This window comes from Fusibacillus kribbianus, assembly GCF_030053595.1.
Classification (GTDB): domain Bacteria; phylum Bacillota; class Clostridia; order Lachnospirales; family Lachnospiraceae; genus Lientehia; species Lientehia kribbiana.
On record NZ_JASGBQ010000015.1, the window covers coordinates 22,767 to 38,483 of the forward strand.

The 15,717-nt window shown below is 51.3% G+C and carries 13 protein-coding genes; all 13 read left to right on the forward strand.

Annotation, left to right across the window (positions count from 1 at the left end; genetic code table 11):
• Nucleotides 1-12 precede the first annotated feature (12 nt).
• The 13 genes from QJ036_RS08875 (at nt 13) to QJ036_RS08935 (ending at nt 15,716) form a co-directional block, all read left to right on the forward strand.
• Nucleotides 13-1,239, forward strand: a complete 1,227-nt coding sequence (locus tag QJ036_RS08875; protein WP_283231033.1) for a BaiN/RdsA family NAD(P)/FAD-dependent oxidoreductase — start codon at nt 13-15, stop codon at nt 1,237-1,239.
• Nucleotides 1,236-2,870 carry an NAD(P)/FAD-dependent oxidoreductase gene (locus QJ036_RS08880; RefSeq protein WP_283231034.1) on the forward strand — a complete coding sequence of 545 codons (1,635 nt, stop codon included), beginning with the start codon at nt 1,236-1,238 and terminating at the stop codon, nt 2,868-2,870. The genes QJ036_RS08875 and QJ036_RS08880 overlap by 4 nt, the downstream gene beginning before the upstream one ends.
• Nucleotides 2,871-2,948: 78 nt before the next feature.
• Nucleotides 2,949-3,791 (forward strand): glutamate 5-kinase, encoded by an 843-nt coding sequence (gene proB / locus QJ036_RS08885; RefSeq protein WP_283231035.1) that lies wholly within the window; start codon nt 2,949-2,951, stop codon nt 3,789-3,791.
• Nucleotides 3,792-3,843: 52 nt separating this feature from the next.
• Nucleotides 3,844-4,071 carry a DUF896 domain-containing protein gene (locus QJ036_RS08890; RefSeq protein WP_283231036.1) on the forward strand — a complete coding sequence of 76 codons (228 nt, stop codon included), beginning with the start codon at nt 3,844-3,846 and terminating at the stop codon, nt 4,069-4,071.
• Nucleotides 4,072-4,084: 13 nt separating this feature from the next.
• On the forward strand, nt 4,085-4,651 hold the full coding sequence (locus QJ036_RS08895; protein ID WP_283231037.1) for a 5-formyltetrahydrofolate cyclo-ligase: 567 nt from the start codon (nt 4,085-4,087) through the stop codon (nt 4,649-4,651).
• A 36-nt stretch (nt 4,652-4,687) separates the two neighbouring features.
• A complete protein-coding gene (locus tag QJ036_RS08900) occupies nt 4,688-5,935 on the forward strand; it encodes a glutamate-5-semialdehyde dehydrogenase (protein WP_283231038.1) in 1,248 nt (415 codons plus the stop codon).
• 13 nt (nt 5,936-5,948) lie between these two features.
• Nucleotides 5,949-7,388 carry a tRNA (N6-isopentenyl adenosine(37)-C2)-methylthiotransferase MiaB gene (gene miaB, locus QJ036_RS08905; protein ID WP_283231039.1) on the forward strand — a complete coding sequence of 480 codons (1,440 nt, stop codon included), beginning with the start codon at nt 5,949-5,951 and terminating at the stop codon, nt 7,386-7,388.
• Between the two features lie 12 nt (nt 7,389-7,400).
• On the forward strand, nt 7,401-8,396 hold the full coding sequence (locus QJ036_RS08910; RefSeq protein WP_283231040.1) for an SH3 domain-containing protein: 996 nt from the start codon (nt 7,401-7,403) through the stop codon (nt 8,394-8,396).
• A gap of 52 nt (nt 8,397-8,448) precedes the next feature.
• On the forward strand, nt 8,449-11,079 hold the full coding sequence (gene mutS / locus QJ036_RS08915; protein WP_283231077.1) for a DNA mismatch repair protein MutS: 2,631 nt from the start codon (nt 8,449-8,451) through the stop codon (nt 11,077-11,079).
• Between the two features lie 17 nt (nt 11,080-11,096).
• The gene (gene mutL, locus QJ036_RS08920) at nt 11,097-13,058 is read left to right on the forward strand and encodes a DNA mismatch repair endonuclease MutL (RefSeq protein WP_283231041.1); all 1,962 of its coding nucleotides are present in this window, start codon (nt 11,097-11,099) and stop codon (nt 13,056-13,058) included.
• Nucleotides 13,059-13,077: 19 nt separating this feature from the next.
• Nucleotides 13,078-14,049 (forward strand): tRNA (adenosine(37)-N6)-dimethylallyltransferase MiaA, encoded by a 972-nt coding sequence (miaA, locus tag QJ036_RS08925; RefSeq protein WP_283231042.1) that lies wholly within the window; start codon nt 13,078-13,080, stop codon nt 14,047-14,049.
• A 13-nt stretch (nt 14,050-14,062) separates the two neighbouring features.
• Complete coding sequence (locus tag QJ036_RS08930; protein ID WP_283231043.1) at nt 14,063-15,346, forward strand: methionine gamma-lyase family protein; 1,284 nt, start codon at nt 14,063-14,065, stop codon at nt 15,344-15,346.
• A gap of 115 nt (nt 15,347-15,461) precedes the next feature.
• The gene (locus QJ036_RS08935; RefSeq protein WP_283231044.1) at nt 15,462-15,716 is read left to right on the forward strand and encodes a DUF4321 domain-containing protein; all 255 of its coding nucleotides are present in this window, start codon (nt 15,462-15,464) and stop codon (nt 15,714-15,716) included.
• The last annotated feature ends 1 nt before the right edge of the window (nt 15,717 follow it).

A 15,717-nucleotide genomic window follows, 5' to 3' on the forward strand; every position in this document is an offset into this window, starting at 1 on the left:
GAGGAAACGTCCATGGGAAAGGTGATCGTAATCGGCGGCGGAGCTGCAGGCATTTTGGCTGCCATCTCAGCCGCCGGAAGGGGGGATGAGGTCATTATCCTGGAACACACGAAAGCGCTCGGGAAAAAGCTTCTCTCCACCGGCAACGGAAGATGCAATCTGACCAACAAAAAACAGGACGATTCCTTTTACCGGACGGAAAACCCCGGTTTTCCTATTCCGGCTCTCACCCGGTTCGGTTACAGGGAAACCATTAATTTCTTTAACAGTCTGGGGCTTTATTGTAAGGAGAGGGACGGTTACGTTTATCCCCGATCCTCGCAGGCTGCGGCAGTCCGGAACCTTCTCCTGGAGGAGCTTTCCAGGCTGGGAGTGGAAATCCGTACGGAATGTGAAGTCCGAAAGCTTCAGAGAAAAACAAAAGGATTTTTGGTGCTTGCGGCAGATACCTCCTTTTATGGGGATTCCGTGATTCTGGCCTGCGGAGGAAAGTCGGCTCCTGTGACCGGTTCTGACGGCAGCGGCTATGGGCTGGCAGAGGCTTTGGGGCACAGGCTGATCCCGCCGGTTCCTGCGCTCACCGGTCTGAGGGCAGCGGAAAACCCCCTCAAAAAAGCGGCGGGGGTCAGAACCGACGGTCGGGTCTCCCTGTACATAGAAGAAAACGGAAAGGAACGGCTTGTGGGAAGTGATGCCGGGGAGCTTCAGCTTACGGATTACGGGATTTCGGGTATTCCCGTCTTTCAGGTGAGCCGGTTTGCATCCAGAGCGCTGGAGCAGGGAATGGGTGTGACCGCCCGGTTGAATTTCCTTCCGGAATACGACAGAGACGAAGCGGAGGAGCTGTTGGAAACAGTTTTGCAAAGAACAGAGGAGGATTGTTTTTCTCTGCTGCTCGGTCTGTTTCCGGAGAAGCTTGCGGCTGTCCTTTTAAAAAAAGCTGGGCTGCCGGTCCATATACCGGCCGGCCGTCTTTCTGGAAGACAAAAGCAGGCAATCGTGGATACGGTCTGCAGATTACGACTTTCCATTTCGGCGGTGAATGATTTTTCGCAGGCGCAGGTAACGGCGGGCGGCATCGATACCAGGGATGTGAACGAAGAAACGATGGAGTCCAGACTTGTGCCGGGGCTTTATTTTGCCGGGGAAATGCTGGACGTGGACGGGATCTGCGGCGGCTATAATCTCCAGTGGGCATGGGCCAGCGGTTTTCTGGCCGGAAAGCAGGGAAGACCATGATACGTATTACACAGATCAGGCTTCGGCCGGAGGAGAGCGAGGAGCTTCTTCTCCCCAGAATATGCAAAAAACTCAGGCTTTCTGAGGCCGATGTGAAAAGCTACAAAATTACGAAAAAATCCATAGATGCCAGAAAAAAGGAGGAACTGACCTTTATTTATCAGGTGGATGTGGAAATCAAGAAAAAAGAGAGTCAGGTCCTTCGTCATCTGAAGGAATCTGAGGCGCGGATCATAAAAGAATCCGGCTATCGGTTTCCTGAATGCGGGTCAGAGCAGCTTTCCCATCGACCTGTGATCGTGGGAACGGGACCTGCCGGACTGTTCTGCGGCTATATGCTGGCAAAGGCCGGCTTTTGTCCCATACTTCTGGAACGGGGCGGACCAGTGGAAGAACGGGATCAGGCGGTCCAACACTTCTGGGAAACGGGAATTCTTGATACGGAGTGCAATGTCCAGTTCGGAGAGGGCGGAGCCGGAACTTTTTCTGACGGAAAGCTCAACACCCTGGTCAAGGATCCGGCTTTCCGCGGAAGAAAGGTTCTGGAAATATTTGCGGCCATGGGAGCAGGAGAAGAGATCCTTTATGAACAAAAGCCCCATATCGGGACCGATGTTTTAAAAGTGGTCCTGAAAAACATGCGTGAAGAAATAGAACGGATGGGAGGTGAGTTTCGCTTCCATTCAAAGGTCACCGATCTGGAGCTTTCCGGGGGCAGGATCACGGGAGTCCATATAAAGGACACAAAGAAAACGGACAGCGCTTCTTCCGATGACGGTGAAATCTATCTTCCGGCAGAGCGGCTGATCCTTGCCATCGGACACAGTGCCAGAGATACCTTTCAGATGCTCTATGAGAAACAGCTTTCCATGCATGCCAAGGCCTTCGCTGTGGGGCTTCGGATCGAACATCCTCAGGATATGATCCAGTTTTCCCAATACGGCGAACGGTATGGAAAGCTTCTTCCTCCGGCTCCCTATAAGGTGACAGCCAGAGCTTCCGACGGAAGAGGGGTGTATTCCTTCTGCATGTGTCCCGGCGGCTATGTGGTAAATGCTTCTTCCGAAAAGGAAATGACCGCTGTCAATGGAATGAGCAATCATGACAGGGCAGGAAGAAACGCCAACAGTGCCATGATCGTCACGGTTTCGCCGGAGGATTTCGGAGACGGACATCCTTTATCAGGCGTGAAGTTTCAGCGGGAACTGGAACGAAGGGCATGGCAGCTTGGAAAGGGCCTTGTTCCCATACAGCTTTACGGAGATTTCAAGGCGGGAAGGCGAAGCACAGGACCGGGGGAGATCCTTCCGGCTACCATGGGCGGAGCTGTTTATACCAATCTCAGGGAGATCCTGCCGGAAAAGCTGAACCTGGCCCTTCAGGAGGGAATTGATGCCTGCGGCAGACGGATCAAAGGCTTTGACCGTTATGATGCCGTGCTGTCCGGTGTGGAAAGCCGAACCTCTTCACCGGTGCGGATTGAAAGGAATGAGGAACTGGAAAGCAGTGTGGAAGGGATCTATCCCTGCGGAGAAGGGGCTGGCTATGCGGGAGGAATCACCTCGGCAGCCATGGATGGGATCCGGGTGGCCGAGATGTTGGCAATGCGGTTTTCACCCGTGCGGGATTGATTCTGACCGGCAAATCTGCTAAAATAGGAATATTGGGCAGCCGTTTACATAAAGACCTCCGGAAAGGAAACATAAGCTATGGACAGAAAGACAAGACTGACAGGAAAAAAGCGGATTGTCATCAAAATCGGCTCTTCTTCCCTGACACATAAATATACCGGTTATCTGAATCTGAACAAGGTGGAAAAACTGGCAAGAGTTCTCTGTGATCTGCGCAATCAGGGCATGGAGGTGGTACTGGTCAGCTCCGGTGCAGGAGCTGTGGGACGGAAAACCATGGGTTATATGGAACGGCCCAATGAGCTTCCCGTGAAACAGGCCCTGGCGGCAGTGGGACAGGCCAAGCTCATGATGACCTATCAGAAGCTTTTTTCTGAGTATAATCAGGTGGTGGCACAGATCCTCATGACAAAGACCACCATGCTGAATGACGATTCCCGCAGAAATGCGAGAAATACCTTTGACGAGCTTCTCAAAATGGGCGTGATCCCTATTGTCAACGAAAATGATACCGTGGCGACCCATGAGATCGAATTTGGCGACAATGACAGGCTTTCCGCCATTGTGGCGGCTGTGATCCATGCCGATCTTCTGATCCTTCTGTCGGATATCGACGGTCTTTATGAGGATGACCCGAAACAGAATCCGGATGCGGCTTTTATCGATGAGGTAGCGGAGATCACCGACGATCTAACGGAGATGGGAAAGGAAGCCCCCGGAAGCAATGTGGGTACCGGAGGCATGTCGGCAAAGATCGTGGCGGCGCGAATGGCCACCGATGCAGGGATTGATATGGTGATCACCAACGGCGACGATGTGGAGAATATTTACCGGGTCCTCGATGGGGAAAAAATCGGCACCCTGTTTCTGGCCCATAAGAACAGGAATTTTGATTTGATAGAATACCTGACCGCCTACTGACAGGCAGAAGGACAGTCTGCAAAAATCTACAGATAATAAATGAGGAACTGCTATGACAGAGAAAGAGATCAAAAGAATCAATGAGCTTTATCACAAATCAAAGGCGGAGGGACTGACACCGGAGGAAAAGGCGGAGCAGGCAAAGCTTCGTGGCGATTATATTATGGCTATTCGCAATAATCTGAAGCGGACCCTGGACAATGTAAGCATACTTGAGCCGGATGGAAGTGTGACAGAGCTTAAAAAAGTTGCTGAGGCAAAAGAGCGGCATACCCATTAAACGGAGAAAAGGGATGAGTATGGAGTATAGGACAAAAAAGGAGATCCGAAGAGCCGTTAAGGAAAGAAGACAGGCTCTGACGGAAAAAAAGGAACTGGAAGACAGCAGACAAATTCTGGCATATGTGGTTTCCCTGCCGGAATATGAAGCTGCCTCCTGTGTGTACTGTTATGTGGATTACAATCATGAGGTACAGACCTGGCCCATCATGGAGCAGGCCATAAAAGACGGAAAACGGGTGGCAGTTCCGAGAGTGGACGGCACTGCCATGGACTTTTACTATATTGCTTCCAGGGAGGATCTGGAGGCAGGCTATTTCGGTATCATGGAGCCAAAGCACGGACTTCCCATGGCGGAGGAGCGGGATGCCCTGTTTTTGATGCCAGGGGTCGCCTTTGACCGTGCCCATCATAGGGTCGGCTATGGCGGCGGCTTCTATGACAGGTACCTGGAACGGATGCCGGAGCTTAAAACCGTGGCACTGGCCTATGAATGCCAGATGTTTGATGAGGTACCCTTTGAGGCCTTTGATATCCGGCCTTCGGTTCTGGTGACCGAGGCGGGGATCAGCCGGCTTTAAAAGACAAAAAGGAATGACAGCAGAATGGAGGGCATTATGTTTGAACTGATCGATATGGGAGAGCGGGCCAGAAAGGCTGCCGCTTCTCTTGGCAAGCTGGGTGTGACAGAGAAAAACCGTGGCCTCTTGGCGGCGGCGGATGCCCTTCTTGCCAATACAGAAAAAATACTGCAGGCCAACAGGGAGGATATGGAAACGGGACGGAACAGGGGGATGCATAAAGGACTCCTTGACCGGCTTAAGCTGAATGAGGAACGGATCGTTTCCATGGCGGAGGGGCTCAGGCAGATCGCGTCCCTGGAGGATCCGGTGGGAGAGGTACTTTCCATGAAAAAGCGTCCCAACGGCCTGATCATCGGTGAAAAGCGGGTTCCCCTCGGTGTCATCGGTATCATTTATGAATCACGGCCTAATGTGACGGCCGATGCCTTCGGCCTCTGCTTTAAAACAGGCAATGCCGTGATCTTAAAGGGCGGAAGTGATGCACTCAGATCCAATATGGCCATCGCCGGCATTCTTCGGGATGCGCTATCCTCATATGGCCTTCCGGCAGATGCCGTTCAGCTTCTGGAAAGCACCGACCGGGAGACGGCCAGACAGCTCATGAGAATGGACGGCTATATTGATGTGCTGATCCCGAGAGGCGGCGCCGGTCTGATTCGTACCGTTGTGGAGAACAGCACAGTTCCGGTCATTGAGACGGGAACAGGAAATTGTCATGTGTTTGTGGATGAGAGTGCCGACATCGATATGGCAGTGGATATCATACTCAACGCCAAAACCCAGCGGATCGGCGTGTGCAATGCCTGCGAGTCTCTGCTGATCCATGAGAAGGTTTCCGACAGGCTCTGGCCGGTTCTTTCCAAACGGCTCAGGGAAAAACAGGTGGAGATACGGGGAGATGAGACGGTGTGCGGACTGGTTCCGGAAGCGGTAAAAGCCACAGAAGAGGATTGGGGGAGGGAATATCTGGACTATATTCTCTCAGCAAAAACCGTGGGCTCTGTCGAGGAAGCCATCGCCCATATCAACCGGTACAACACTAAGCACTCGGAATCAATTGTTACGAAGGATTATGCGAACGCTCAGAAGTTTCTGGATGAAGTGGACGCGGCTGCTGTGTATGTCAACGCGTCGACCCGCTTTACCGACGGCTTTGAGTTCGGATTCGGGGCGGAGATCGGCATCAGCACCCAGAAGCTTCATGCCCGGGGCCCCATGGGTCTGAAAGCATTGACAACGACGAAATACATCATTTACGGAAACGGTCAGATCCGCCCGTGAAAGGAGTTTAATCGTGGACAGAACGGAATATTTACAACGCCTGGAGGCGGCACCTTCCCTGGAGCCTGACCGACAGGAATACTTTATGGATCAGCTTAAGACCCTTGTCCTTCAGAAAAGCAGGGAACTGGGCCGGCCGATGACGGCCTGCATTCAGACCTTTGGCTGTCAGATGAATGCCAAGGATTCGGAAAAGCTTTTGGGGATTCTGGAACAGGCAGGCTTTAAGGCCTCCGAGGATGAAGCATCAGATTTTGTTCTGTATAACACCTGTACTGTCCGGGACAACGCCAATCAGCGTGTCTACGGCCGTCTGGGTTATTTAAATAACCTGAAGAAGAAAAATCCCAATATGATCATTGCCCTCTGCGGCTGCATGATGCAGGAACCTACCGTGGTGGAAAAGATAAAAAAGAGCTACCGGTTTGTGGATCTGATCTTCGGTACCCACAACATTTTCAAACTGGCAGAGCTTCTCTTCACCAGATATTTTGAAAAACAGATGATCATTGATGTCTGGGACGGGACAGACAAGATTGTGGAAAATCTGCCGGCGGAGCGAAAATATTCCTTTAAGTCCGGTGTCAATATCATGTACGGCTGCAACAATTTCTGCAGCTACTGCATCGTCCCCTATGTGAGAGGAAGAGAGCGCAGCAGAAACCCGGAGGATATCATCAAAGAGATCGAAGCCCTGGTGGCTGACGGCGTGGTAGAGGTCATGCTCCTTGGCCAAAACGTCAATTCCTACGGAAAGACTCTGGAAACTCCCATGACCTTCGCAGAGCTTTTAAAGCGGGTTGCGAAGATTGAGGGACTGGAGAGAATCCGTTTTATGACCTCGCATCCCAAGGATCTGTCTGACGAGCTGATCGCAGTCATGAGAGACTGCCCCAAGATCTGCCGTCATCTTCATCTGCCGCTTCAATCGGGAAGCTCCCGAATCTTAAAGCAGATGAACCGGGTATACAATAAGGAGCAGTATCTGGCTCTTGCTAAAAAAATTCAGACCGAGATCCCGGATCTGTCCCTGACGACAGATATTATTGTGGGATTCCCGGGAGAGATGGAAGAGGATTTTGAGGAGACTCTGGATGTGGTGCGGAAGGTTCGGTTTGACAGTGCCTTCACCTTTATCTATTCCAAGCGGACAGGGACTCCTGCAGCAGCCATGGAAAACCAGGTACCGGAGGAGGTCGTGAAGCCGCGTTTTGACCGGCTTTTGAAGGAAGTACAGAAAATTTCCGCGGAACGATGCAGCAAGGATGTGGGAAAAACCATGACTGCCCTTGTGGAAGGAATGGATGACCACGATCCTTCCATGGTAACGGGACGCCTGAGCAACAACATCATGGTGCATTTTCCGGGAGATGCTTCCGACATCGGAACGCTTCTGACGGTCAGACTTTTGGAATCAAGAGGCTTTTACTATATAGGAGAACGGATTTCCTGACAGGGAGGATTCATGAAGGAGCGGATATTCAGTCGGATAAATGAATGGATGGAACAGATCCTTTCTGTCTGTAAGGACAGAAAGAAACGAAACATGGCTGTATTTATTTCCCTTACAGCCGTGTCCTTTTGCTGCTTTCTTCTTTTAGCCTGGGCGCTTTTTTCCTGGGAGAAGCCGATCAGCTTCGGAAAACTGATTCCTGCCGCTTCCAAAACGATCCGCAGCCAGGACATCTCCTCCAGTCTGCCCGGGATATCCGGGGAGACAGAAGGAAAGCTTTCCTATGAGAGGCTGAAGGGCGGAGACGTCATGTACTGTTCCTGCTTTGGACTTCTGAATATCCGGACCGAACCTTCGAAAGAGAGTGCGGCAGTGGGACGAATCGCTTACGGTGATGAAGTCAGGGTTTTCTGGAAGGAAGACTCCGGATACGTCCGGGTCCTCTATAAAAAGACCAATTCAGAGGAATATCTGGAGGGTTACTGTCTGAGAGAAGAGCTTTCTGAGGAAAAGCCCGAGGACGGCAGGGTTTTCTTAAATCTTCCGGATTTCAAACAGTACGATGAACGATGGGGCGGAAAACGCCTGGGAAACAGCTATGAGACCATCAAAACAGCCGGCTGTACCACCACCTGTCTGGCCATGGCCTATTCCTATCTGGAGGGGCATGTGACGACACCGGCAGAGATGGAGGAGCGGCTGGGGTACAATGAGGATGGTATGCTGGGCTTTCCAAAGGTCTACGAGCGCACCGATGCCGATAATTATCTGGAGATCGCTCTTGCAAAGCTCAGGGAAGGGATCCCCGTGCTCATCGGGTGCCTTAAGGATGCGGATCATCCCCACTGGGTACTGATCATGGGGTATGCAGGAGACGGCACGGAGCTTAATCCTTCGGATTTTCTGATCCATGACCCGGCATCGGAGGAACGGCCCACCCTTCAGGAGTTTTTTGCGGATTATCCGATCTACAACAAGATCGCCTATTATAACGGAGCCGGTGTATAAACGGCAGATTACAGAACAGAGAGGTTAAAACGTGGCAGCACAGTTATCACCAATGATGCAGCACTATATGGAGACGAAAAAGCAGTATCCGGACTGTATTCTATTTTACCGGCTCGGTGACTTTTACGAAATGTTCTTTGAGGATGCCAAAATAGCCTCAAAAGAGCTGGAGCTTACGCTGACAGGAAAGGACTGCGGCCTTGAAGAACGGGCTCCCATGTGCGGGGTCCCCTATCACGCTGTGGATGTCTATTTGAGCCGTCTGGTGCAGAGAGGCTACAAGGTGGCCATTGCAGAGCAAATGGAGGACCCGAGGCAGGCAAAGGGGTTAGTCAAGCGCGAGGTGACCAGAATCGTGACCCCGGGAACCATTCTCGACAGCCAGGCTCTTGATGAAACGAAAAACAATTATCTCATGTGTATCGTCTATCTGGCAAAATCCTTCGGGATTGCGGTAACGGATATTACGACGGGAGAATTTCTGGTGACAGAGCTTTCTTCCATCCGGGCGCTGCTCGACGAGATCTATAAATACGCGCCCGCGGAGATCATCTGCAACGAGGCTTTTTATATGTCCGGAGTAGATCTGGAGGAACTGAAGGGAAAACTCCGTTTTATCATCAGTTCTCTTGACAATCATTATTTTGATGAAGATATCTGCAGTGATACACTGAAACGTCATTTCCATGTGGACAGGCTGGAAGGACTGGGGCTTAAGGATTATCCCATTGGTCTTGTAGCGGCCGGGGCAGCGTTCTGTTACCTTCTTGAGACTCAGAAGAATTCTCTGAGCCACATTACGAAGATCGTTCCCTATCGCTCCGGAAAATATATGATCATAGACACTTCCACCAGAAGGAATCTGGAGCTTCTCGAAACGCTCAGGGAAAAGCAGAAGAGGGGTTCCCTTCTCTGGGTTCTTGATAAAACGCGGACTGCCATGGGAGCCAGAATGCTCCGGAGCTTTATAGAGCAGCCGCTCATTGAGCACAGTGAGATCCTGCGCAGGCAGGATGCCATTGAGGAACTGAACGGAGAGTATATTACCAGAGAAGAGCTTATTGAATATCTGAATCCCATTTACGATCTGGAACGGCTGATCGGAAGGATCTCCTATCAGTCTGCCAACGCGAGGGATCTGATTGCCTTTAAGAATTCCCTGGAGATGATGCCGCATATCCGTACGCTGCTTTCCGGGCTTCATTCCCCTCTGTTCCGGGAACTTTATGAGGATCTTGATCCTCTGGTGGATCTTACGGAGCTCATTGACAGGGCAATCGTGGAAGATCCGCCCCTTGTGATCCGGGAGGGCGGTCTGATAAAAGAAGGATATAACGATGAGGCAGACCGGCTCAGGAAGGCAAAAACGGAGGGAAAAACCTGGCTCATGGAGCTGGAGGCAAAGGAAAGAGAAAAAACCGGGATCAAGAATCTGCGGATCAAGTATAACAAGGTGTTTGGCTATTATCTTGAGGTGACAAATTCCTTCCTTTCCATGGTGCCGGATTATTATGTCCGCAAGCAGACTCTGACAGGCTCGGAGCGCTTTACCACAGATGAATTAAAGAAGCTGGAGGAAATTATCCTGGGTGCGGAGGATAAGCTGTTCATTCTGGAATATGATCTTTTCTGTGAGATCCGGGAAAAGATCGCCGGCCAGGTGTCGCGGATCCAGAAAACAGCCCACTGCATCGCGTGGATCGACGTGCTCACCTCTCTTTCTGTAGTAGCCACAAGAAATAATTACGTGCGTCCCAGGATCAATGAAAAGGGAGTCATCGATATCCGGGACGGCCGTCATCCGGTGGTGGAACAGATGCTTCGGGATGATCTGTTCATCGCCAATGATACCTATCTGGACGGTTCAAACAACCGGCTTTCCATCATCACCGGCCCCAATATGGCCGGTAAGTCCACCTATATGCGCCAGACCGCTCTCATCTGCCTTATGGCGCAGATCGGAAGCTTTGTGCCTGCATCCTCCGCCAATATCGGAATCTGTGACAGGATCTTTACCCGGGTAGGAGCATCCGATGATCTGGCCAGCGGCCAGAGCACCTTTATGGTGGAGATGACGGAGGTGGCCAATATTCTTCGAAACGCCACAAAAAACAGCCTGCTGATCCTTGACGAGATCGGGCGCGGAACCAGCACCTATGACGGGATGTCCATTGCCTGGGCCGTCATTGAATACATCTCCAATCCAAAGGTACTGGGAGCAAAAACTCTGTTTGCCACCCATTACCACGAGCTGACAGAGCTGGAGGGATCCATCAAGGGCGTCAACAATTACTGTATCGCAGTCAAGGAAATGGGCGACGACATCGTATTCCTGCGAAAGATCGTTAAGGGCGGTGCCGATAAAAGCTACGGCATCCAGGTTGCAAGGCTGGCCGGTGTGCCGGAGCCTGTGCTGGCCCGGGCCAAGGAACTTGTGGATGAGCTTTCCGATGCGGATATTTCCGTCCGTTCCAGAGAGATCGCAGGAACGGAGCGGTCTGCGAAAAAGCCGGTTCCCCGTCTGGATGAGGTGGACCTTAAGCAGATGAGTCTGTTTGACACGGTGAAGGAGGACGACATTGTAAAAGAGATCGAATCCATGGAGCTTTCTGCCATGACACCCATTGATGCTTTAAATACCCTGTACCGGATGCAGAACAGCCTGAAAAACCGGTGGAAATAGAGAGAAGGTGAGCGTTTATGCCGACCATTACTGTTTTAGATCAGGAAACCATCAATCAGATCGCTGCAGGCGAGGTGATCGATCGTCCTTCTTCTGTTGTGAAGGAGCTTTTGGAAAATGCCATCGATGCAGGCGCTACTGCAGTGACAGTAGAGATCCGCGACGGCGGGATCTCTCTGATCCGTGTGACCGATAATGGATGCGGAATCGAAAAAAAACAGATACCAACCGCTTTTCTCCGTCATGCGACCAGCAAGATCAAGTCGGCAGTGGACCTTCTGACGGTTTCGTCCCTGGGCTTTCGCGGTGAGGCGCTTTCCAGTATTGCGGCTGTTTCCCAGGTGGAGCTGATCACAAAGACGGCGGCGGAGCTGACGGGGGCGAGGTATCAGATCCATGGGGGCGAAGAGCTTTCCATGGAGGAGATCGGAGCACCGGAGGGTACGACGTTCCTCGTCCGGAATCTGTTTTACAATACACCTGCCAGGAAAAAGTTTTTAAAGACTCCTCAGACAGAGGGCGCCTATATCGGTAACCTGATGGAACGGATGGCTCTTTCCAGACCGGACATTTCCATTCGGTTTATCCAGAATAATCAGAACCGCCTCCACACCTCCGGCAATCACAATCTGAAGGATCTGATCTATATGATATTCGGCCGGGAAATCGCGGGAAACCTGCTTCCCATAGAGGTGGAAAAAGAGCATGTACGGATTCATGGCTTCCTGGGAAAGCCGGTCATTTCCAGAGGAAACCGCACCTATGAGAATTATTTTATCAATGGCCGTTATATCAAAAGCAATCTGATCAATAAAGCCATCGAGGACGGTTACCATTCCTTTATGATGCAGCACAAATATCCCTTTGTCGTGCTACATCTGGAGATCGAGCCGGAGTTTCTGGACGTCAACGTCCATCCCTCCAAGATGGAGCTTCGCTTCCGCAATCAGGAGGAGATCTATGAGCTTCTCTCAAATGCCATCCGGGAGACCTTATCCGGCCGGGAGCTGATCCGGAAGGTGACTCTGGATGCACCGGAGAAGAACGAAAAGCCGCAGAGACAGGACGTGCGGCTGCCGGAACCCTTTGAAGTGAAACGGAATGCGGTGAGTATGGCCGCAGCCATCCCTCCTGTGGAACCGCCGGATTTTGCCAAAACAAACGTGGTGCGGGAGAAACCTGCTCCCTATGGAGAAAAGTCCGCTCCGGCAGAAAAGAAGCAGGAGGAAAAAATACAGAAGACGGCTCCGTCGAACATGGCAGTTCCGGCGGACATGAAAGATCTGTCGGAAAAGAAAGCTCCGGAAGACGCAAGAGCTTTATCAGATACACAGGCTCCGGCCGAAGAGGCGGGAAAACAGCTGGAGCTCTTTGAAGAGAAGCTTCTCTCCAGAAAAGCCAGAGCAGAATATCGTTTCATCGGACAGCTCTTTGACACCTACTGGCTGATCCAGTACCGGGATGAATTTCTGATCATAGACCAGCATGCCGCCCACGAAAAGGTCCTCTATGAACGGCTTGTAAAAGAACTGGCAGAAAAGAAGATCTACGGGCAGATGATCAATCCCCCCATTCTTCTGACTTTAAATATGAGGGAGGAGGAGATCCTGAATCGTTTTCACGATCGGTTTAAGGCCATGGGATTTGAGATCGAGCCCTTTGGCGGAAAAGAATATGCGGTGTATTCTGTTCCGGCCAATCTTTACGGCATCGCCCAGAAGGAGCTTCTCACAGAGCTTCTCGACAGTCTTTCAGAAGAGCTTTCCAGAGAATCGGATGAGATCATTCTGGAAAAGCTGGCCTCCATGAGCTGCAAAGCAGCCGTCAAAGGCGGTGATACCTTATCCGGAAAAGAGGCAGAGGCTCTCATCGACGAGCTGCTCACTCTGGAAAATCCCTATGCCTGTCCCCATGGAAGACCGACGATCATTTCCATGAGCAGGCGGGAGCTGGAGAAAAAATTCAAGAGAATCGTATAAAGCAGAGAAAGGATAGCAGATGAAAAAACCGTTACTGATTCTGACCGGTCCCACGGCGGTGGGAAAGACGGCTCTGTCTGTGAAGGCAGCAAAAGCCTTTCACGGAGAGATCATAAGTGCCGACTCCATGCAGGTCTACCGGGGAATGGATATTGGATCCGCAAAGGTCACGGCAGAGGAGATGGATGGAATTCCTCATCATCTCATTGATGTGCTTTCGCCGGAGGAACCCTTTCATGTGGTTCGTTTCCAGCAGATGGCCAAAGCTGCCATGGACGGGATATACAGCCGGGGACATCTGCCCATTGTCACAGGCGGTACCGGATTCTATATTCAGGCCCTGTTATACGATATTGACTTTACAGAAAACGATGCGGACAATGAGTACAGAGAACAGCTGGAGGAGCTGGCAAAAACGAAGGGGGCTTCCTATCTTCACGGACTTCTCGCAGAGCGGGATCCCAGGGCGGCCGAAGAGATCCATGAAAATAATGTAAAACGGGTGATCCGTGCCCTGGAGTTTTATGAAAAGACAGGAAAACCTATTTCCGAGCATAACCAGGCCGAACGGGAAAAGGAATCCCCTTACCGGTTTGCCTATGTAGTTTTAAACAGAGACCGTGCAGAACTGTACCGAAGAATTGATCTTCGGGTGGATACTATGCTTCATGACGGACTTCTGGAAGAGGTGAAGCGTCTTCGGGACCTTGGGCTTAACAGGAACATGGTTTCCATGCAGGGGCTGGGCTATAAGGAGCTCCTTGCCTATCTAGACGGAGAGATCAGTTACGAGGAAGCTGTCCGGATCCTGAAGCGGGATACCCGACATTTTGCCAAACGGCAGCTTACCTGGTTTAAGAGAGAAAGACAGACAGACTGGCTTTCCCTTGATCATAAAACGGTAGAGGAAGCCCTCGCAGAGCTTACGGAGATTCTTGTAAAGCGCGGGCTTGCTTCGCAGGATCCTTTTGCGATCCTCTCACAATCATGAAAAGGAGAAAATCATGGAATCACTGAATCAGATGTATGAAACCATCGGAATTGACAAAAAGGTCCTGGAGCTGGGGCTGGAAGTGGAAGCTTCTCTCCGGGAACGTTTTGAGACGATCGATAAAACTGCAGAATACAATCAGCTGAAAGTGCTTCATGCCATGCAGAAAAACCGGGTGGCAGAAGCACATTTTTCTGGTTCCACCGGCTATGGCTATAATGACATGGGAAGGGAAACGCTGGAGCAGATCTATGCCGATGTTTTTCACGCAGAATCGGCGCTTGTCCGCCCTCAGATCACCTGCGGAACCCATGCACTCAACGTGGCTCTGGCCGCAAACCTGCGTCCGGGAGATGAGCTTTTGTCTCCGGCCGGAAAGCCCTACGATACCCTGGAGGAGGTCATCGGAATCCGGGATTCCAAAGGCTCTCTGAAGGAATACGGGATCACTTATGCCCAGGCAGACCTTTTGGAGGACGGGTCTTTCGATTTTGATGCCATCGCCCGTTCCATAAACGACAGGACGAAGCTGGCTACCATCCAGCGGTCCAAGGGATATGCCTCAAGGCCGACTTTTTCGGTGGATAGAATCGGTGAGCTTATCGCCTTTTTAAAAGAAAAGAAGCCGGATATCATCTGCATGGTGGACAACTGCTACGGAGAATTTACGGAGGAGATCGAGCCTACGGACGTGGGAGCAGATCTTTGTGTAGGATCTCTCATCAAGAATCCGGGCGGCGGACTGGCTCCCTGCGGCGGCTATATCGTAGGAAAAGAGGAGTATGTGGAGCAGGCAGCCTATCGTCTTACCTCCCCGGGACTGGGCAAAGAGGTGGGAGCCAGCCTTGGGCTGTCCCAGACTCTCTATCAGGGCTTTTTTCTGGCTCCTACGGTTACGGCAGGAGCAATCAAGGGTGCCGTCTTTGCAGCAGCTCTCTACGAACGTCTTGGCTTTCCTGTATTTCCGTCTTCGGATACGATCCGTCACGACATCATTCAGGCCATCGACCTTCATTCGCCGGAGGCTCTGAAGGCATTCTGCCGAGGTATTCAGGCTGCAGCACCGGTGGATTCCTTCGTGACTCCTGAGCCCTGGGCCATGCCTGGCTATGATTCGGATGTGATCATGGCAGCAGGTGCCTTTGTGCAGGGATCCTCCATCGAGCTTTCTGCCGACGGTCCCTTAAGACCGCCTTATACGGTGTTCTTTCAGGGCGGCCTGACCTGGTACCATGCGAAGACGGGAATTCTGTTTTCCGTACAGAAGCTTCTCGACGCGAATTTAATAACTTTCTGAGGAATTCATTAAGATTTTTATTTTTGGTGTACAGGGAATCAAATTTGTGTTAAAATGATATGCAGTTAAATTTTTGCTTTGGAGAGGATTTTAAGAAAACAGGAGTGAATTACCGATGAGAACTGCAAAAAGTAAATGGTCTCTGCTGATCTTGATCCTGTCAGGAATTGTGCTCGGAGGGTTTATCGGCCACCTGCTTGGCGGTCTTTCCGCTTTTCAGTGGCTTAATTTCGGACAGACCTTCGGCCTTACCAATCCGCTGGTTCTGGATCTTGGGATCATGACCCTTACCTTTGCTCTTACGATCAAGGTTACCATTGGCGGAATTATTGGTATAGTGATTGCGATTCTGATCTACAGACTGCTGTAGG